Source organism: Streptomyces sp. NPDC001530, assembly GCF_042894545.1.
In the GTDB taxonomy this organism is placed as follows: domain Bacteria; phylum Actinomycetota; class Actinomycetes; order Streptomycetales; family Streptomycetaceae; genus Streptomyces.
The window spans coordinates 92458-111043 of sequence record NZ_JBIAVS010000029.1; the positions used below are offsets into that span (position 1 = coordinate 92458).

16 protein-coding genes are annotated in these 18586 nt (G+C 68.1%); 9 read left to right on the forward strand and 7 right to left on the reverse strand.

What is annotated here, in order from left to right:
- Window positions 1-496: 496 nt before the first annotated feature.
- The 6 genes from ACFY0T_RS42840 (at window position 497) to ACFY0T_RS42865 (ending at window position 8230) form a co-directional block, all read left to right on the forward strand.
- Window positions 497-3967: a DNRLRE domain-containing protein gene (locus tag ACFY0T_RS42840; RefSeq protein WP_388883781.1), complete on the forward strand. Its 3471-nt coding sequence runs from the start codon at window positions 497-499 to the stop codon at window positions 3965-3967.
- Between the two features lie 690 nt (window positions 3968-4657).
- Entirely contained in the window at window positions 4658-5104 is a 447-nt protein-coding gene (locus tag ACFY0T_RS42845; protein ID WP_388883783.1) for a hypothetical protein, read from the forward strand.
- A gap of 50 nt (window positions 5105-5154) precedes the next feature.
- Window positions 5155-5994 carry a transposase family protein gene (locus tag ACFY0T_RS42850; protein ID WP_388883785.1) on the forward strand — a complete coding sequence of 280 codons (840 nt, stop codon included), beginning with the start codon at window positions 5155-5157 and terminating at the stop codon, window positions 5992-5994.
- 190 nt (window positions 5995-6184) lie between these two features.
- Complete coding sequence (locus ACFY0T_RS42855; RefSeq protein WP_388883787.1) at window positions 6185-6658, forward strand: nuclear transport factor 2 family protein; 474 nt, start codon at window positions 6185-6187, stop codon at window positions 6656-6658.
- Window positions 6659-6683: 25 nt separating this feature from the next.
- On the forward strand, window positions 6684-7232 hold the full coding sequence (locus tag ACFY0T_RS42860; RefSeq protein WP_388883789.1) for a TetR/AcrR family transcriptional regulator: 549 nt from the start codon (window positions 6684-6686) through the stop codon (window positions 7230-7232).
- A 551-nt stretch (window positions 7233-7783) separates the two neighbouring features.
- A complete protein-coding gene (locus tag ACFY0T_RS42865) occupies window positions 7784-8230 on the forward strand; it encodes a hypothetical protein (RefSeq protein ID WP_388883791.1) in 447 nt (148 codons plus the stop codon).
- A gap of 1458 nt (window positions 8231-9688) precedes the next feature.
- Here ACFY0T_RS42865 and ACFY0T_RS42870 read toward each other — a convergent pair.
- Complete coding sequence (locus ACFY0T_RS42870) at window positions 9689-9826, reverse strand: hypothetical protein (RefSeq protein WP_388883793.1); 138 nt, start codon at window positions 9824-9826, stop codon at window positions 9689-9691.
- A gap of 121 nt (window positions 9827-9947) precedes the next feature.
- Window positions 9948-10796 carry a hypothetical protein gene (locus ACFY0T_RS42875; protein ID WP_388883795.1) on the reverse strand — a complete coding sequence of 283 codons (849 nt, stop codon included), beginning with the start codon at window positions 10794-10796 and terminating at the stop codon, window positions 9948-9950.
- Window positions 10797-10926: 130 nt separating this feature from the next.
- Here ACFY0T_RS42875 and ACFY0T_RS42880 point away from each other — a divergent pair, with 130 nt between their 5' ends.
- On the forward strand, window positions 10927-11448 hold the full coding sequence (locus tag ACFY0T_RS42880; protein WP_388883797.1) for a hypothetical protein: 522 nt from the start codon (window positions 10927-10929) through the stop codon (window positions 11446-11448).
- The gene (locus ACFY0T_RS42885) at window positions 11445-11786 is read left to right on the forward strand and encodes a DUF6262 family protein (RefSeq protein ID WP_388883799.1); all 342 of its coding nucleotides are present in this window, start codon (window positions 11445-11447) and stop codon (window positions 11784-11786) included. Before ACFY0T_RS42880 ends, ACFY0T_RS42885 begins: the two co-directional genes overlap by 4 nt.
- A 135-nt stretch (window positions 11787-11921) precedes the next feature.
- Here ACFY0T_RS42885 and ACFY0T_RS42890 read toward each other — a convergent pair whose 3' ends face one another.
- Together ACFY0T_RS42890 and ACFY0T_RS42895 are read right to left on the reverse strand one after the other, a co-directional pair.
- Window positions 11922-12407, reverse strand: coding sequence for a hypothetical protein (locus ACFY0T_RS42890; RefSeq protein ID WP_388883801.1), 486 nt, complete (start codon window positions 12405-12407; stop codon window positions 11922-11924).
- Window positions 12408-12539: 132 nt separating this feature from the next.
- Window positions 12540-13376 carry a hypothetical protein gene (locus ACFY0T_RS42895; RefSeq protein WP_388883803.1) on the reverse strand — a complete coding sequence of 279 codons (837 nt, stop codon included), beginning with the start codon at window positions 13374-13376 and terminating at the stop codon, window positions 12540-12542.
- 474 nt (window positions 13377-13850) lie between these two features.
- Here ACFY0T_RS42895 and ACFY0T_RS42900 point away from each other — a divergent pair, with 474 nt between their 5' ends.
- Entirely contained in the window at window positions 13851-16736 is a 2886-nt protein-coding gene (locus tag ACFY0T_RS42900) for a trehalase family glycosidase (protein WP_388883805.1), read from the forward strand.
- Here the strand turns inward: ACFY0T_RS42900 and ACFY0T_RS42905 are convergent.
- The 3 genes from ACFY0T_RS42905 to ACFY0T_RS42915 all read right to left on the reverse strand — a co-directional run bounded on the left by ACFY0T_RS42905 (window position 16726) and on the right by ACFY0T_RS42915 (window position 18179).
- Window positions 16726-17508, reverse strand: coding sequence for a glycoside hydrolase family 9 protein (locus ACFY0T_RS42905; RefSeq protein WP_388883807.1), 783 nt, complete (start codon window positions 17506-17508; stop codon window positions 16726-16728). The two genes, ACFY0T_RS42900 and ACFY0T_RS42905, sit on opposite strands and share 11 nt — an antisense overlap.
- Window positions 17509-17603: 95 nt before the next feature.
- Window positions 17604-17876, reverse strand: coding sequence for a hypothetical protein (locus ACFY0T_RS42910; protein WP_388883809.1), 273 nt, complete (start codon window positions 17874-17876; stop codon window positions 17604-17606).
- 36 nt (window positions 17877-17912) lie between these two features.
- The gene (locus tag ACFY0T_RS42915) at window positions 17913-18179 is read right to left on the reverse strand and encodes a hypothetical protein (RefSeq protein WP_388883811.1); all 267 of its coding nucleotides are present in this window, start codon (window positions 18177-18179) and stop codon (window positions 17913-17915) included.
- Window positions 18180-18586: the final 407 nt, after the last annotated feature.

Genomic DNA, 18586 nt, shown 5'->3' on the forward strand with positions numbered 1-18586 from the left:
TCCACCGAACACGGCGAGGGTCCCCCCGAACCACTTGGAGCGGGACCGGTGAAGGACCACGCATGACGACGTATCAGACAGCGAAGATTCTGTGATCACTCTGTGAGGAAACGCCAGACATGAGGGGCCGAAGTGATGATCGTCACGGAACGTAACGCATCGCTACGCAATGAACAGGCTCGAACGCGGGAAAACCCGCTACGGAGGGTCGGTCTGCCCTTTAGTGCCCTTTGGTGTGTACGCGAACTTCCCCTGGCATAACGGCAGTCACTTCGGGCCGGTTGGGGCGGCGCTGCCCATTTTTATAGTTGACGACTCATCAACTCCGTGCCCTGCCAACGACTTCTTCCCCGCTCGCGGAACGCCGCCCGTGGTCTAACCCGCCCCGTGCGCAAATTCCGCACAGGATGACGACAGCTCCTCCATAGGTCATCATCGGCAGGCCCGGCCGCGCTCTGTCACGCGCCGGTTCCATGGGGGAAGGGGAACTCGCCCGATGACGCGCAACTGGCGCCGCATGCCTGGCCGTCGGACCAGTGCGGCACTGCTCGCCACCGCAGTCGCCACGACCGGCATTGTCTACGCAGGGCTCCGGCCGGACAGTGACGCCAAGGGCGGCGGGGCCGGACACGACCGATCCGCGAAGACCGTCACCGAAGCCACAGCCATCAACCAGGCGGCCAGGACCGGAAAACCCGTCGAGGTCACCTCCGCGCGCACTACGCATTCCACCACCTGGGCGCGCCCCGACGGCCTCATGATGAAACAGCTGTACTCGTCGCCGATCCGGGCCAAGGTGGGCGGTGAGTGGAAGAAGATCGACCCGAACCTGCACCGCACCAAGGACGGCTGGGAACCGGCCGCCACCAACACCCGCATGGTGTTCTCAGCCGGCTCCGCCGCACACGGTCAGCAGCGCGCGTCGCGTTCAACCACGCGCCGGATCTCTTTGCTCAAGGGCGCAGCCACAGCAGACACCGGGACCCCGCTGGTCACACTCCATGTCGGCGATGGCGCCTACGACATCCAGCTCACCTGGCCCGGCGCCGTCCCCACGCCCATCATCGACGGCAACCGCGCCCTGTACCCGGAGATCTTCCCGGGCGGCGACCTGGTGCTCACCGCTGATGACGACGGCTTCGGACAGCTCATCGTGCTGAAGAACCGCCAGGCGGCTTCCGATCCGCATGTGCAGCAACTGGTCTACGGTCTCCACTCCGCCGAGCTCACCTTCCGCCTGGACCCGGCCTCCGGGATCATCAGCGCCGAAAACCCTTACGGCGAAGAGGTCGCGGTCTCGCCCACCCCACTGATGTGGGACAGCAGCGGCGCCCCGGCCGACACCGACGGCGACGTGGGCGAAACCGCCCAGCCGACCGAGCCCGAGTCCCCGGATCCTTCGGACTCCGCCGCGCCAGATCCCAGCGACACCCCGACTGCCACGGCAGAAGATCCCGTCGAATCCGACGAGCAGAGCGACACCGACGTCGAAGCGCTGCCCTCCGCGAGCGACGGACCCGAGCCGACGGTCTCGGAGTCTCCGCTGCCGTCCGCGCCCGCAGAGCCGACCCCGGAGCCCTCGCAGACCGGCCCGGCGGCCACGCTGAGCCTGCCCTCCCTCGACGGTCCCTCTCCCGACTCGCACGGCGACCTCGTCGAGACCGATCTGTCCGCGGGACAGTGGACGATCACCCCAGGCCAGGACTTCCTGACCGACCCGGCCACCACCTACCCGGTGTTCATCGACCCGTCGGTCAAAAAGCACACCCAGAACTGGACCACCGCCTACAACCGGCACCCCAAGGCCACCTTCTACAACGGCAAGGGCTTCAACAGGGGAGGGACCCACGAAGCCCGCGTCGGCTTCGAATCCGACACCTGGGGCACCTCCCGCTCGTTCTTCAACATCTCCTTCGACAAGGACCTCAAGGGCACGAAGATCACCAGTGCGAAGCTGCGCATGCTGGAGACCTACTCCTGGTCCTGCAGCGCCCGTTCGATGAGTGTGCACCTCACCAGCGAGATCAACTCGCACACCAACTGGAGAAACGCACCCAAGCTCCACGACGGCAACAAACTGGCCACCAAGAGTTTTGCGCACGGCTGGAAGGCATCCAGCTGCCGCGACGCGTACGAAGCCTTCGACGTGAAGAAGGGCGCCCAGAAGACCGCCGACGAGGGCGACGACACCATCACCTTCGGACTGCGCGCCCGCGACGAACACTCCCAGTACGCGTGGAAGAAGTTCCAGGCCAACGGCGACAACGCCCCCGTCCTGGAACTGGTCTACAACCGCAAGCCCACGATCGTCCCCAACTCCCTTGACCTGGGGCCGGACGCCAAGTGCACCACCACGAAGCCCTACGTCCGCATGGGATCGGCAGACCTGACCTTCACCGCCAAGGCCACGGACAAGGACAAGAACCTCAACTACCTCGACTTCGACCTCTGGCCCACCGGCAAGTGGGACACCAGCGGTGACCTGCTCGACTCCACCGGCAAAGTCTCCGTGGGCGGCGACACCGACACGGCGCTGAGAACGACGAAGGGCTTCTCCACCAGCTCGCTCAAGAGCGGCACCACCTACTCATGGCGCGTGCGGGCAGTGGACGACGCAGGCAGTTCCTCGGCGTACCAACCCACCAAGACACCATGCCGGTTCGTTCTGGACGTAGACGCTCCCCGCCCGCCCAAGGTCAGCTCCGCCGACTTCCCGAACGCCGACGGCAGCGAAAACGGATTCGGCAACGACGGCGAGGACGCCAACTGGAGCACCAAGAAGTTCGGCACACCCGGAACGTTCACCGTGCGCGCCCTCAACACCGATGTGGTGCGCTACGAGTACGGCTTCAACTCGCCCTCCTATCCCTTCCACATCGACCGCACGGCCGGCACGGCCACCAGCGTCAGCGCCACGATCAGCAACGCCAAGCCTCCGGCTGCCGGACCCAACGTGCTCTACATCCGCACCATCGACAGCGCGGGCAACGCCTCTGATCCGACGAGGTACTTCTTCTACGTCACCCCCCGCGACCAGGCCGACGCCGCGGGCGACTTCACCGGCGACAAAATGCCCGACCTCATGGTCGTCACAGATGGCGGCAACCTGGCCCTCTACCCCTCCCAAGCCGACAAGGACGACCTGACCAAGGCAACCGGTGACCTGGACTACTCCATGCCCGGCGCCTACCAGGTCAACCCCGACAAGGACCCCAATGGAGACGAACTACCGCCCTATGCCGCCCCGCCCAAGGGCCACTTCAAGGACGCCCTGATCACCCACAACGGGGACATCTACGGCGGCGACGGCCTCCAGGACCTCGTCGTCCGCCTCGGCAGCAAACTCTGGGTCTACCCTGGCGACGGCTACGGCGCCGTCAACATCGACAAGCGCCGCGAGATCCTGCTGCCCGACGGCGCACCCAGCCCCACGACCTTCACTCAGATCGTGTCCGCGGGCGACGCCACCGGCGACGGACGGACCGACTTCTTCGCCACCATCGGCGACGAACTGTGGGTCTTCACCGGCTACCACGGGGCGACCATCGACCAGGCGACCCGCCTGTGGGCGTCCGGCTGGACCAGCCGCGACCTCGTCACCGTGCAGGACATCACGGGTGACGGCGTCACGGACGTCGTCTACCGGTCCGACACCTCGGCCCAACTGAAGCTCCGGACGGGCATCGCGGCGTCGGGCGGCGGAGTCAAACTCGACTCGCTGGCCTCCGCCGGAAACTCCGCAGGCGGCGACGACAGCACGTACGGTTCCGCAGGCTGGTCCACCGCAAGCATTCCGCTCCTGATCGGTACGCCGGACGCCAACGGAGACTCCGTCCCGGACATCTGGGCCGTACGGTCCGACGGCTCCGTGCGCTTCTATCCAGGCGGCAAGACCGTCCTGTCCGGATCCGGAACAGAGATCATCGCCGCAAAGGACTACTGGAAGACGCGCATCGCCATCGGGTGAAGCACCCGCCAGGGCGACGTTGGGCCCACTGCCCCCAGGCAGTGGGCCCAACGGCATGCACAGCGAGCATCACCGTTCCTGACAGCGGACGCCCCAGAATGACCGCGGAAGGGCCCAGGCGGCTCTGAACGACTCCCGGGCTCACGCCCGAGAGCCACTGTGCTGCAGGGCTGTCGACGTGACAACACGCAGTCCGGGCAGCCTGGCCCGTTCGCCGGAGGCAGACGTCCAGCGCCGACAGGTCCAGGCCCGGCCCAGACTCCCAGGACTCGATCCCTCTCAACTGCGCAGTCTCGCCCGCCTGATGACCAGCCTCCCCTCATGTGCCCCCGATGCTGCACCCCGGATGGCCGCGCGCCTGGCGGACCGCGGTTCAAAGACTCGTCCGCCCCTGCGAGCGGAAACGCGGTCTCCTTTCTGCATGCCGATGCTTCTCTGCACTTCACTTGTTTGGGTGGCGATCGGGATGTAGTTCGTCAATGAGTCGCGTGCATCGTGAAGCCGCAGGTCACGGGTCTGGTGTGAGTAGCGATTCGGGTACTCGCGCTGGTCGGCGGCCGATGACCACGGCGTAGATCATCGGGCAGGTCCCGTTCCGGCGGTCTGCCGGGTTCGGCTGCGCCCACGACCGACCCCCGCCTACGATCCGTCGGCAGGCTGGCACGCCATGAGATCGAGGGGGCTGCGGAGATGCAGGAGCGGCAGTGGATCACCACTCGCCGAGGCGAACTGGACGCCTTTGCCGAGCAGTTGACCAAGCAGCTGCAGGAGGTCCAGGTCGAGCGGGACGAACTGGCGATCGCGGAACGAGTGTTGAACCGCTTGGCCGAGCAGGCCCAGGCCGACGCCGAAGCTGTCGCTCCGGTATCCGCGAAGGTGGCCGGGCGGACGGTACTGCTCATCCCTCACCGCAGCGACGCGGCCGCCGAGGACCCGTTGCCCGGTGACTACCGCAAAATTCTGGCGATCGTGCGGGAGACCGACGGCCCGGTGCAGGTCAGGGCGGTTAGCGAGCGGCTGGGCCTGGACGCTGCGGTCCGCGGCAAGCTGGAGCCGCTGCGAGCGAAGATGACCAAGCTCGCCGATCGTGGCTGGCTGCACAAGCGGCCCGACGGGCGGTTCACTGCGCGTCCGTGACCGCGCGGCGGGGCATAACTGGCGGGCCCCCAACGGCAGTTGGGTTTGGTGTGAAGAAAGCCAACAGCACCGTCGAGGGCCCTGACGGCCTTGTCTACACCGCCCGCCTGCCCCTGTCGAGCGCCACTTTGAACTATCTCGCGGCCCTGATGCGCGGCCATCTGAAGAAGATCGGCTCACGGTGGCGGACCCTGCCTGCGGGAAGGATCGCCGCCATCGCGCTCGCGGTACTGCGCTGTGACCAGCGGCCGGGCGATCTGGCGGGCGGCAACGGGATACACCGCACCACCGTCACCCGGTGGGTCCGCGAGATCGTCGGCTTGCTGGCCGCCCGCGCCCCGCGCCTTCAGCGGGCCCTGAAGAAGATCGCCCGAACGGGCGGCGGGGTCGTACTGCTGGACGGCACGCTGATCCGCACCCGGCGGCGCACCGGCACGGCGAACCGGAAGAACTACTCGGGCAAGCATAAGTGCCATGGCCTGCTCGTGATCGCGCTTACCGACAACAGGGGCCGGCTGCTCTGGGTCTCGGCGACCCGGCCCGGACGGACCTCGGACATCACCGCCTGCCGTCACGACCAGCTCACCGCCCAACTCCGGGCGGCCGGACTCGGCGCCATCGCCGACCTGGGATTCGTCGGACTTGACGACAGCGGACCGGACACCGACCCGGCAGTGATCACCGGCTACAAGGCCACCCGGAACCGGCCCCTGACACGGGGACAGAAGCTGTCCAACAAGGCACTGGCGGCCGTCCGGGCCCCGGTCGAGCACGGATTCGCCCACCTCAAGAACTGGCGCGTGCTCGGCAGGCTCCGCACCGACCCCAAATGGGCGACCGCCCTGGTCAGGGCCCTGCTGGTCCTGACGAACCGAGAAGTCTCCCGGTGACCGACGATCTTCACCGAAGCGTGACGGGCGCCGATAGTACCGGGGTGCCGCCCGCCACCGCAGGGGCGTTTCCCTGACGTCATCCTGTACGTGAACCGGACCGGGATCCCCTGGCGCTACCTCTGCTCGACTACTCGCAACGGCTCGCGGCATGGTAGGTTATAGGTCGACCACTAACATAGGAGTGAAGATGACAGCCAAGGAAGACGACGCCACCCGCCGCACCGCTGCCCAGCACACCCTGGCCGAGCACCTGCGCCTCACCGCCGCAGGACGCACCGACGAATGGGTGGAGCTGTTCGCCCCGGACGCGGTGCTCGAGTTCCCGTACGCGCCGGCCGGCGTGCCCCAGCGGGTGACGGGGCGAGAGGCACTGCGCGCGCACATGAGCAACTTTCCCGAGACCTTCGACGTGGAGTTCGTCGACCTGGTGTTCCATGACACGGTCGATCCGAGTCTGGTGATCGCTGAATTCCGCTCGAAGGGCACGGCGCTGCCGACCGGCAAGCCGTACGAGCAGACGTGCATCTCCGTCGTGCGGACCGATGACGACGCGCGCATCACCCACTACCTGGACTACTGGAACCCGCTGGTGGCGATCGAGGCGCTGACGCCCAACGACGTGGCGTCCGACTCTGACCTCAGCGTGACGTTTGGAGGCTGAGGGGAGCCGTGTTTGACTGACGCCCATGCCTGCCGCCGGTACCAGCACGAAGAGCGACGAACGACGTCGGGCCATCATGGCCGCCGCGGTCGATTGCTTCGCGCAAAAAGGTTTCTACGGTACGACGACACACGAGATCGCAGAGTGGGTCGGCATCTCTCAGCCGTATCTCTACCGCCTGTACCCGAACAAGGAAGCACTGTTCGCGGCGGTGGTCGACCACGTGTCCGTCGTCATGACCGAAACGCTGCTCGCTCACCCGCCAGCCTCGGGTGGGGCCGGGCCGGCGCCCGAGGCGGCGTTGGATGCCGCACGCGGCGCCTACGCCGCGCTCGTCGCGGACCAGAACATCCTGCGTTTCCTCATGCACGCAAACTGTGCCGTCGGCGAGCCGCTGGTGGCACAGGCCGTGCGCCGGTGCTACGCCAAGCAGGTTGACACCGTCCGGCAGCTGCTGGGCGACGACGACGCCGTGCGGCGCTGGTTCGGCGCCGGAATGCTCGACAATGTCGTCGCCGTGCTGGGTCTGGCCGACATCGATGAGCCGTGGGCGCACGTCCTCACCGCTCGATGACCCGACACCGGCAGTTCGGCGACGACGGCCCCGATTCTTCCTCGTAGGCCAGCTCGGCCGGTGGGACTCGGCTTCTTCGCCCAGGCGATCACGAGCTCCTCCCGCTCGGCCTGGCCCTCCTGCAGCTGCTTGGCCAACTCCGCAGCGAGCGTGTCCAGTTCACTCCGGCGAGCCGTGATCCGTTCCAGCTCCTGCATCCCCGCACCCTCCCACGCTCTCCCGGCGTACCTGCCCAGCCACGGATCGTAAGAGCGGCGCAGCAGAACCCGAAGACGGCCCCGAACGACATGTCAGACGATCTTCGCCATGGACTTCGGCCGACGACCAGCGCGAGTAGCTCTCCCGGCCCTCACACCAGACCCGTGACCAGCAACTTCACGATGCACACCACTCAATGAGGCTCCGATGGTGAGGGGGCGGTCGGCGTCGGGCTTCTTGGCGAGCGTCGATGAGCAGGGAGTGGTGCTGGCCCGGGTGGCTTTCGGTGCCAAGATCAGCGGCGTGAAGACCGACGGCGAGGGTGAGCGGGTTGAGGCTATGACCTCAAGGCAGTGATCGCGCGGAAGGGATTGCTGGATGCGGTGACGGGCGATCTGTCTGCCGCGCGCGTCGTGGATCTGCGTCACGGTCTGGCGCTGGTGCCGATGACCGATGTGTTGTCGGACGCGCTGACCGATGCCTCCCGGGCCCGGCGTACCGACTTCTGGAGCCTCCCGGCCAGCTTCGACGGTGTGCTGGCCGAGTGGTCGAAAGGAGGCCCCGTGGCCTATGCCGAAGCTGAGTACTTCGGTGGCGCAGGGGAAGAGAATGTGGCGGTCTGGCGTGACGGAGAACTCGTCCTTGGGCCGCTCCACCTGGTGGAGGGTGAACCGGCACCGGCCGAAGCAACCCCGGTCTGCCAGGCTCTGCGGGAGCTTGGCGTCCGTGCCGGTGAGGATGACGAGTTCACGGTCGTGGGCCTTGGCGAGCATCGGGACAATGAGGGGTGGTTGTCCTGACAGCGTGGACGTCGCGATGTTGTAGCCCGTTCGACCAATCTTCGCTCTCCGTCACAGGGGTTCGTGGCTTCGGCATGCGGGGGGCAACAGGCAGACGCTGCGCTCGGCGCTGAGAGTCGTCCTTTTTCGAGCGAGGGAAGGCGAGGGTGAGGCTGATGCCTTCGATCTCGCCGCCCCGGCCTTCGGCTCGTGCGCGACGTTCCAGGAGATCGGTCTCCGGTTCCGGCAGAGGGTGGCTACGGCAAAGAAACGTGGGGCTCGGCGATATCAACGCCGTGTGTGCCGGCGCCGTGTGATCAGGTGGAGGACAGGAACGGGTGCGCAGAGGACGACAGCGCTGATGAGTAGATACCAGCCACCGCCCATCATGGTGATGACCCAAGATAGATAGGCCACCAACATGCTGACGGCTGCGGCCATCAGCCACATGAGCACCCTCCACACAACTGTGCTGCTGGCGTGGCGGCGATTCGTTTCAGTCATAGCGCTCTCCGCCCGGTCTATTGCAGACGCTGACGGCTCCGGATGCGGCAGGTGCCGATCACCTGCCGGAGCACCCGTCGAGGCCTTGTCATGCCTGTGTGTCTGAGCCCCTTCGCACAACAAATAGATATTCGCTAGAGAAAACTTGAGGGAGTTCTGACGCTTGGGCGGATGGCTCGCTGTGCGCGCCTCGTATCTCTCGCGGTTCTGGAAGAGGCCCGGTGCCCCGGCGTCAGGCGGCGATCATCTTCACATGAAGGTCAGTCAGATGGGAAATGCCTGGGTGCGTGACATGCGGTTCGCGAGGAATGGCGCTTGCGCCCTATTTGATCTAGACCGATTCGAGTTCCTGCAGGCCAGAGATGGACGAGCCGATCAACTTTAACAATCCTTGATTGACGGTCAATCGGATTTGATGATTACCTGTTTAGGTTCCTTTGTAGAACCTGTGAAGTGGCTATGAGGGAGCTGCCGTTCATCGGGGACGGTGACGCGACGGGTGATGAGGGCGGTCCGGCAGTTACGCGCCAGCAAGTTCGGCCGTGGCCGCGGCCCAAGCTGGTGCTGCTCGCAGCTGGGGTGGCGTTTGCGAAGTGGACTGCGCCTGTAAATAACGGGCCTAAAGTTGGGTTGCACAAGGCCGGGTTCTGGCAGGCCGGGGCCAGTCGCCGGGATCGCCGGGTCATGCCACGAGGACGAGGTTGTGCATGCCGGCGACGGCCTGGAACGCGCGGTGCAGGCCGTCACCGCGCTGTCAGCAGTCGCTCAGGATCTTGTAGTTCTTCATCCTTACGCAGCGCACCATTCCGCCGCCGCTGAAGCGGCTGCCCCGCCCTGCAGTCCCAGGCCTGGTCTGCTCGGCATCGTCTCAATCGCGCACCGCTGACCGCCGGTTGCGCCCTTCGCGCTGACATTCCATGCCGGCGCGCCATCACACGAGGAGCCGACGTCGTTGTCACAGGCGCCCGGCGGTGCTCAGCTGGTGACGTCGTCGGCCTGGGGTGTGGTCTGCGCGGACTCCGAGTCGGCCGAAGCGCTGTAGAAGACGGACGAGCCATGCCTGGTGCGCTGAGCGCGGCTCTTGGCGACCAGCCCTTCCAGGGTGGTGCGCACGACGGTGGTCTTGACCCCGCGGTCGGGGTGAGGACGGCTAGCGGGCACCCCTGGGCGCCCAACCGCCGTCCGTTGGGGCGACATCACCCCGCTCTGGCTGCGGGAGGGGACCAAGTTCTACCTACGGCTGCAAATGGAATCCGGGCAGCTGACCTGGTCGACGGTGATGCAGCACCGCGTGAACACGGCGCGCTTCGCCGCGTTCGTGACCGAGCGCGGAATCGACCACCCGGCCCTGGCCGACGACACCGAGCGAAGCCTGCGCGTCCTCGCGCTGGACTTCGGCACCTTCCTGCACCACTGGCAGCGCGAGACGCCGGGCCGCGCCGAGGTCGGCGGCAGCCTCCAGCCGAGGACGATCAACAAGAACTTGCAGACGATCGACCTGTTCTACCGGGTCATGACCGACTGCCGCACTGAGGCCGCCGAAGCCCTGGACGATGCCCGGCGGCTGGCGCTCACCGACAGCCATGCCCGCATGTTCCGCCCCGCCGACCGGCCCCGTCAGCGCGAGGTCCGCGAGGCCGACGAACGCAACTACATCAACGACACCGATCTCAGCAGCATGCTCACCCACATCGAGCTCCTCGGCCTGCCGACCGAGCAGACCCGCACCGTCGTCCGCGAGGCCCGCCAGGTTGAGCTGGCCGGGCTCGGACATCCCGCGGTCATGCGGGCCTGGCTCATCCAGGCCATGACCGGACGCCGGGCCAGCGAAGTGCTGATGATGGACTTCGAGCCGCTGTCCGACATCCCCGGCCTGGACGCCGCCGCCGTCCCGGAGGGCGGGATGGTCGCGCGGCTCCGCTACCAGCAGACGAAGATCGACGCGGCGCCGAACACCATCCTCGTCGGCCGCGACGTGGTCGAGATCATCCGGGAACAGCAGGCATGGGTGCGCGAGCATTGGCACCTGGGCCCCGCCGACACCATCCGCTACCTGTTCCCGAAGACCACCGGTAACCGGCACGGCACCAAGTCCTGGGAGACCAGCAACTACAACCATGTCCTGAAGGACTTCAGCCACCACCTGGATCTGCGCGACTCACGCGGCGAGCTCCTCCTCTACTCACGAAGCCACCGGCTCCGCCACACGGGAGATGACGATGCGTTACGCGGCGACCCTCGCGAGCACCGAAGAGCGCGAGTTCCTCGCCCTGGCCAAGATCGGGCGCGGCGGGCGCGAGATCGGCATGGGCCGCCGCGACATGCTCGACCTCGTGCAGCTCGACCGCCGCACCGACCGCATCCTGCCCAACGGCTACTGCCTGCTGCCGCCCACCCGGTCCTGCGACAAGGGAAACGCCTGCCACGGCTGCGGCCACTTCGCCACCGACCGCACCTTCCTCCCAGACATCCAGCGCCAACTCGCCGAGACCCAGTCCCTGGTCGCCACCCGGCAGGCGCGGCACACCGAACGCTACGGCGAGCCGATGAGCGGAACCAACGTCTGGATGGAACAGCGCAACGCGGAGATCCGCAGCATGCAGCTGGAGATCGTCGCCCTCGAAGCCCAACCAACCGATAGCACCGCCGTCGTCCGCGGCGCCGGCGTGCTCGGTCGCACCGGCTATCAGGACGCCGCCAACACCTCGGACAGCAAAGGGGCATCACACTCATGAGCAAGCAGCCGAACGAGACGGCCCCGCAAACCGTGCCTCCTGCTGACCGGCGGATCGCCGCCCTCGGGCAGGCCGCACAGGACAAGCACCAGCAGGCCGTCCAACGAGCGGAGGCAGGCATTCGAAGGCTGATCAAGGAGAGCGAGGAGATCAACTTCCGCACCGTTGCGCGGACGGCCGGCGTCAGCCTGGACTTTCTCTATGCCCACACCGACCTGCGCAAACGCATCGAGACCTTGCGCGGCCAGCAAACGGACCGAGAACCAGTCTCCCCCGCAGGCACCCTCAGCCGACGACGGCACAGTGATTCATACCCTTACCGAAGCCCTCCGCCGTGAGCGCACCACCCACCGAGAGCGCGTCCAAGAGCTCGAACAACGACTGGCCGCGGCACACGGCGAGATCCTGCGCTTGCAACGTGTGATCCAGTCACATAACCCGAGACCGTGACAGCACTCGCCGGGCTCCACGGCTCACGATCCAGAACGCAATCCCAGAACACTGTGCTCCACCACACCCGAGGGAAGATCACTCTTCCCCGAAGCCCGAGCAGTCAACTCCACGAGTCCGGCCCGGAGGTCGGCGGCTGCCTCACCAAGGACGATCGCGCTGATGACCAGCTCCAGCATCAGACGGTCGTGCTCGTCGCCCATGCTCCGATAGCGCTCGCCATCGGCCTCCACCACAGCAGAGGCGATCCTCCACCCACCACCAGCCACGGGGGCAAAGGACGCCTCATAGACGCCATGACCGGTCCAACTCCGATGCATGAACAGGACATCGCCTTCGACGAAGACGTTCCACTTCTCATCCATGTCCCGGGCCCGATATCCGCGCCGGATCCGGTCCCAGTCCTCGTCAGTCCAGACACGATCCGGCAACTGAGACACCGGCCTGGGCGCGTTAATCGGCTGGAGGCGCCGGAACGACTCTCGGGTGAGCGGGGCATCGGCAGTCATGACGTGATCCTACGGATGCACCACTCCAACAGGACAGCGACTTACCTCCAACTGGGCAGAGGATGAACCTCAGCCACCTTTCGGACGCGTCCGCAGCTTCCTGAACAGCGACCTTGCCAAGCCCCTACACCGCTACCCCAGATAACCGCAGGAGTTCGACTTCACCCACCTGCGAGTGGCGCCGTATGGAGGGTGCCGGGCTGAAACGGGTCCAGGCGCGTCCGCGGCGGCGCGTGCCCTGGTCGGTGCGGGCCTGACCCACGCGGTGCAGCTGCCCTCGTTGTGGCCGGCCTCGCGGCCGCAGGCTCGGACCGCGCCGCCGTAGAGGAGACCGCGCGGGTCGCGGGTGGCGTACATGGCGGTACGGGTGCCGGTGGTGCCGGACGGGGTGCTGGTACGGCCGAGGGAGGAGCCGCCGGGCCAGGTCGAGCCGCCGTCCCAGGAGCGGTCCAGCCAGATCTCGTCGCCCGCGCCACCGGATTCGATGCTCGCCCAGGCCATGGAGTTCTTCTGGTCCAAGTGCAGCCGGACCGTGCGCCCGTAGATGGTCGTGGACGGCACCGGCTGGTCGTCACCGGCCGCCTGGCCGGCGCTGGTGCCGTCGCAGAGCGTCTCGCAGACGGTGGGGTAGACCCAGTTCGTGCAGCCGACGCCGACGGCGTCGCCGCAGGCCCGGACCAGCCCGCGCCGGTGGTTGCGGGGGTCGGTGATGTTGTACATCAGCGTCCTGGTGCCGGTCCAGGTGCTCGGGATGCTCGCCTTGCCGAGCAGTCCTTCCCAGGTGGCGCCGCCGTCCCAGGAGCGGTCCAGCCACACCGCGTCGCCGGGCACGCCGTCGTCGATGCTGGCCCACGCCATGTTGTCCGCGTCGGAGACGTGCAGTTGGAGGCGACGGCCGTTGAGGTTCTTGGTCGGTGCCGGGAAGCTCTCCTGCCGGGCCTGTGAGGGGTCCAGCGTGTCACAGGCCACACCGGGGTGGCGGCGGCCGCGGGCGTCGCGGCCGGGACCAGTGCCGCGAAGGCGAGCGCGGCCGTCAGCAGGAAGCTGAGAAGCCGCGATCTGACAACGATGTCGGAGCTTCGTGAGCGCACGGCAGATCGCCTCGATTTCGCGATGGGGGACGCCGGTCGGTGGGCGCTGCTGGGGTCGACGACTCTCACCGAGCCGGGCCGGAATCGCGCACTGGTCCATACCTGTCTCCGAGGCAGTGAACCGGCTTGGCGAGTCCCTGTCAATGCCTTCAACGGGAGTCTTTCGCAGGGAAGTTCACGGTGGTCACGACGGGTTGACACCTCGATTCCGCGCGCCCATCATCGGTGAAACTTCGACGAGGCTCCTCGTGCATCCGACTGTCCGAACAGGCGATGGGGCTCGCAGGCCGCGCTTTTGAATCGTTTCATACACCACGTCTCCGTGTCCCCGCACCCGCCCCGGGAGGTCTCCATGCGCCGTCGTCCCCCACTGAGCAGATCGCCAGGCCGGCACCATCTGCTCAGCCTCGCCATGGTCGCGGCCGCCGCGCTGGCCGCAGGTCCCGCGCCGTCCGCCTCCGCGGTGACCCTGACGACCGCAACGAGCGTCGGTGCGGCGGCCGTTGACCCCCTGAGCTACTCGCCGACCTCCCGCACGCTCAAGCCGACCGCTGTGTACCGCACGTCCGGCAGCGTCGCGAACCCGCAGAACGTCCTCAGCGGGCAGTCGACGCGGATCTCCGGCTCACAGTCGGCCATCACGCTCGACTTCGGTAAAGAAGTCGCCGGAATGGGAACGTTGTCATTCGGCAGTACGAGCGACAGCAATCAACGGGTCGGTCTGGCCTTCAGTGAGTCGTCCCTGTACGTGGGCACCAACAGCGACCGCAGCAGCGGCCGCGACGGCGAGGACGGGGCGCTCTACACCACGGCCTCCGCCAACGGCACCTACACGATGCCCACCGCGCAGCAACGAGGCGGCTTCCGCTATCTCACCGTCTTCCTCGACACCTCGGGGTGGGTGGACCTCAAGGGTGTCAGCCTCGCGTTCACCGCGGCTCCGGGGAAGGCCAACCCGGCCGACTACGCCAACTACTTCCACTCCAACGACGACCTGCTCAACCGCATCTGGTACGCCGGGGCGTACACCGTGCAGCTCAACACGATCGCCTCCGACCAGGGCCGCGCCTGGCCCCCGCCGGCCACGGAGTGGGACAACGGCGCCACCGTCGGCGTGGGGGAGTCCGTCCTGGTCGACGGGGCCAAGCGCGACCGTACGGTGTGGCCCGGCGACCTGGGCATCGCCGTACCCACGCAGTACGCGTACTCCAACGACCTCACCTCGACCCGCAACGCGCTCACCACGATGTACAACGCGCAGTCGGCGGCGGGTGAAATCCCCTGGTCGGGACCGCCGTTCAACCTGACCGGCTCGGACACCTACCACACCTGGACGCTGCTGGGCACGGCCACGTACTACACCTACACCGGCGACCGGGCGTGGCTGGACTCCGAATGGGCCGACTACAAACGCGGGATGGCCTTCATCATCAACAAGATCGACGGCAACAACCTCCTCAACGTGACCCGCACCCAGGACTGGGCCCGGTCCGGCCAGGGCGGTGAGAACATCTCCGCCAACGCGCTGCTGTACGCCGCGCTCAAGGGCGGCGCCACCCTGGCCCAGGCCAAGGGCGACAGTGCGCTCGCCGCGAGCTGGTCCGACAAGGCGGCCGCCATCAAGACCGCGGCCAACTCCCGTCTGTGGGACGCCTCGAAGGGCATGTACAAGGACAACCCGACCAGCGCCCTGTACCCGCAGGACGGCAACTCCCTAGCGGTCTGGTACGGGTTGACCGACTCCACGGCCAAGGCGAAGAGCATCGTCGCGGGGCTCGGCAACAACTGGGGCATCTACGGCCCCACCACCCCCGAATGGGGCAGCAACGTGTCGCCCTTCGCCGGCGGCATGGAGCTGAACGCCCGCTTCACCGCCAACGACGACTTCGGCGCCCTCGCACAGATCCGCCGCACCTGGGGCCACATGCTGGGCAGCGACATCGGCACCAAGAGCACCTTCTGGGAGGGCATCAAGGCCGACGGCGGCCTCGCCTACGGCGGTTCCTTCATGAGCCTGGCCCACGGCTGGTCCTCCGCGCCCACCTCCACGCTCACCTTCGACGTGCTCGGCACCGCACCGGAGTCGGCGACCGGCGCCTACCGCTTCGTCCCGCACCCCGGCGACCTGACCAGCGCCGAGGGCCGCATCACCATGCCCCAGGGCGCGATCAATGCCTCCTGGTCCCGCGCCCCCGCCGCCGGCACCTACGCGGCTCAGCTCACCAGCCCGTCCGGCACCACCGGCCGTATCGGCGTCCCGAATCTGGGCGGCTCCAACATCTCGGTGTCCGTCAACGGCAACGTCGTCTGGAGCAACGGCACCTTCACGCCCACCTCCGGCATCACCGGCGCGAGCCAGGACGACACCTACGTCTACCTGACCGGCGTCGCTCCGGGCAGCTACAGCGTGACCGCCAGCGGACTGGGCAATCCGTCGGCACCCGCCGAACCCGGTACCGGCGCCCTGAGGGCAGGCTTTACCCGGTGCGCGGGCGAGGGCGGCACCTGCTCCTTCAGCGGCACCCGTGCCGTGGCCTACGGGGCCGGGACGTACCGATACAAGACGGTGACCAGCAGCACCGCCTGCACCAACGCCTCCTTCGGCGGCGACCCGGCGGCGAATCTCCTCAAGTCCTGCTACGTCGCCGACGCGGGCGGTCCGCCCGGATACACCGTCTGCGCGGCCGAGGGCGGCACCTGCGCCGTGCCCGGCTACAACCGTGACGTCGCCTACGGCGCCAACGGCAACTTCGCCCACCAGGTCACCAACGGCTCCGTCGCCTGCACCAACGCCCACTTCGGCGATCCCATCGACGGAGTCGCCAAGTCCTGCTACCTACCGCCATCCGGAGCCCCGGCCGGTGGCTGGACCAAGTGCGCGGACCAGAACGGCACTTGCCCGGCGGCCGCGGGCCAGCCGGTGATGTACGGAGCCTTCGGCGCGTTCACGACGATCAAGGCCACCGGCGACACCCCCTGCACCGACGGCAGGTTCGGCGACCCGATCCCCGGCGAGTCGAAGGCCTGTTACACCGCCACCGGCGGCCCGGCCGGCTACGCCACCAGCTGCTCCGCCGAAGGCGGCACGTGCGCCTTCAGCGGACAGCAGACCGTCGCCTACGGCGCACGGGGCACCTTCGCCTACAAGACGTTCAGCGGCGGCACCGGCTGCACGACGGCGGCCTTCGGCACCGATCCGCTGCCCGGTGTGAGCAAGTCCTGCTACCTCACGTCCTGAGCAGCGCCGGGGCTACTGGCCTTCGCCCTGTGCGGTCAGGGCGAAGGCCAGCAGCGCCGTGGTCGTGAAGTCCAGTGCGGGCTCCCCGGTCTGCCAGGCGCCCACGTCGTCGACGTACCGCGCGCCCTTGCCGTCGAAGTCCGTCCAGGCACCTGTCGGCGGGGCGGCCGTGCACTTCTTCGCCGTTCAACTCCTCCAGCTTCGAGGCCTCGTTGGGACCGTTGACCACGGCGCCCCGCAGGATGGCGCCCTTCCCGTCGTGGCTGCCCCTGAGGTTGGCCAACTGGCGTTCCGGGCAGTGCGGGAAGACCTCACCGGCACCTATCACGAAGCTGGTTCCCCAGGCGTTGACGCCCAGCGCCCAGCCGCACTGCCGGTCGGCGAAGGCCTCGTATTCGGTGTCCCCGGTGGCCTTGGCGTAGAGGCGGGCGGTGGCCACCAGCCCGAAGGTGTGCGGTACGGCGTCGAAGTCGTCGTAGACGGCGCCGGCGCCGAACGGGTCGTGCCCGGCACGCTCGACACCGTCGTCCAACTGGCGGCGCAGGCCTTCGTACAGTTCCTCGGCGCCGATGCCGTTCGTCCGGTCGCCGTCCAGGACGGTGGCCAGGTCGACGTGGGCAAGGGCGCTGACGTCGGCGACGTTGAGGGTGCCCTTGACGTCGGAGTCCAGGTAGTCCCCGGCCCATCCGGCCGCGGCGTCGGCCCAGTCGTCCTCCCGGTCGTCACCCAGTTCCCGTGCGGCCAGGGCCAGTTCGGTGTCGCCGCTGCTCACCGGTCCGGCATCCGTGTCGTGTCCCCTGGCGGTGGAGTCGGGCGACTTCGGCGGGATGCGCGCCGTGGCGCCGTGAGGCGCTCTTTTATGCGGTTTCATGAGGGTTTATGCGGGCTTCGTACCCGTGCCGTGGCCTGTCCGGTGGCAGAGGGCCGGGCCCGAAGTGCCGACTCGGCGATCTGCTCAGGGTCGCGTCGTTCGGCGCTGTCGCGGGCCTGGGCGGACCTGCGGTGCAGGACGGCCGGGTAGAAGGCCGCGAGGGCAGGGGCGTCGGTGTGGGCGGGCAGGTGGTCCGGCGGCGCGGCGGCGTTCTTGTCTTGGAGTGCGCAAAGGCCTGCGGCACGCAGTCGGCGCAGCCGGCCGGTCATGCCGGCGGAGGGGGGAGCAGTTGGCCGCCGCGGTGATCAGGAGGCAGCCGCGCGGCCGGGCCTGGTGCAGGCGGCCGCCGCCTCGGGCAGCAGGCGCTCGGGGGCTGCGCGGGCGCTCGGTTCCTGGGCCGGTGCGCGTGCGGTGAACGCGCCGTAGGCGGTGAGGCGGCGGCCGAGGAACCGAGCGCCTCGGGGAACAGGGCCCGCTTGTCGCCGAACGCCGCATACAGGCTGGCCGCGCGTGAGCGGCTGGGGGAGCAGGGCGATGGAGGTGGCTTCGTAGCCGTGTTCCCAGATGGTCACCGTGGGACTGCTCGTCCGTTTCGGGGTAAAGCCGGACAAGGCGCCGGAGGTTGGGGCCGCGTTGGAGCGGGCGCTGGATCAGGTACGGGAGGAGGCGACGACGCCCCTGTGGGTCGCGCTGCGCCTGGGGCCGGCGACGTTCGGTGTCTTCGGCGCCGTCACGGACGAGGCCGGCCGCAGCACACCTGGAGACATGCGGCGAGGCGCTGCGCGTGGCAGGTGCCCGGCCGGGCACCGTGCCGCCCTCCGTGGGGTACGTCGGCGTCATCGGTGCAGGGCTCCCCGGCGCGTAAGCCGGATGCGCCGGCCGGGGGGGGGGGGGGGCGGCCCCCCCCGGGGGGGGGCCCGCCCCCCCCCCCCCCCCGGCCCCCCCCCCCCAAACCCCCCCCCCCCGGGGGGCCGCGGGG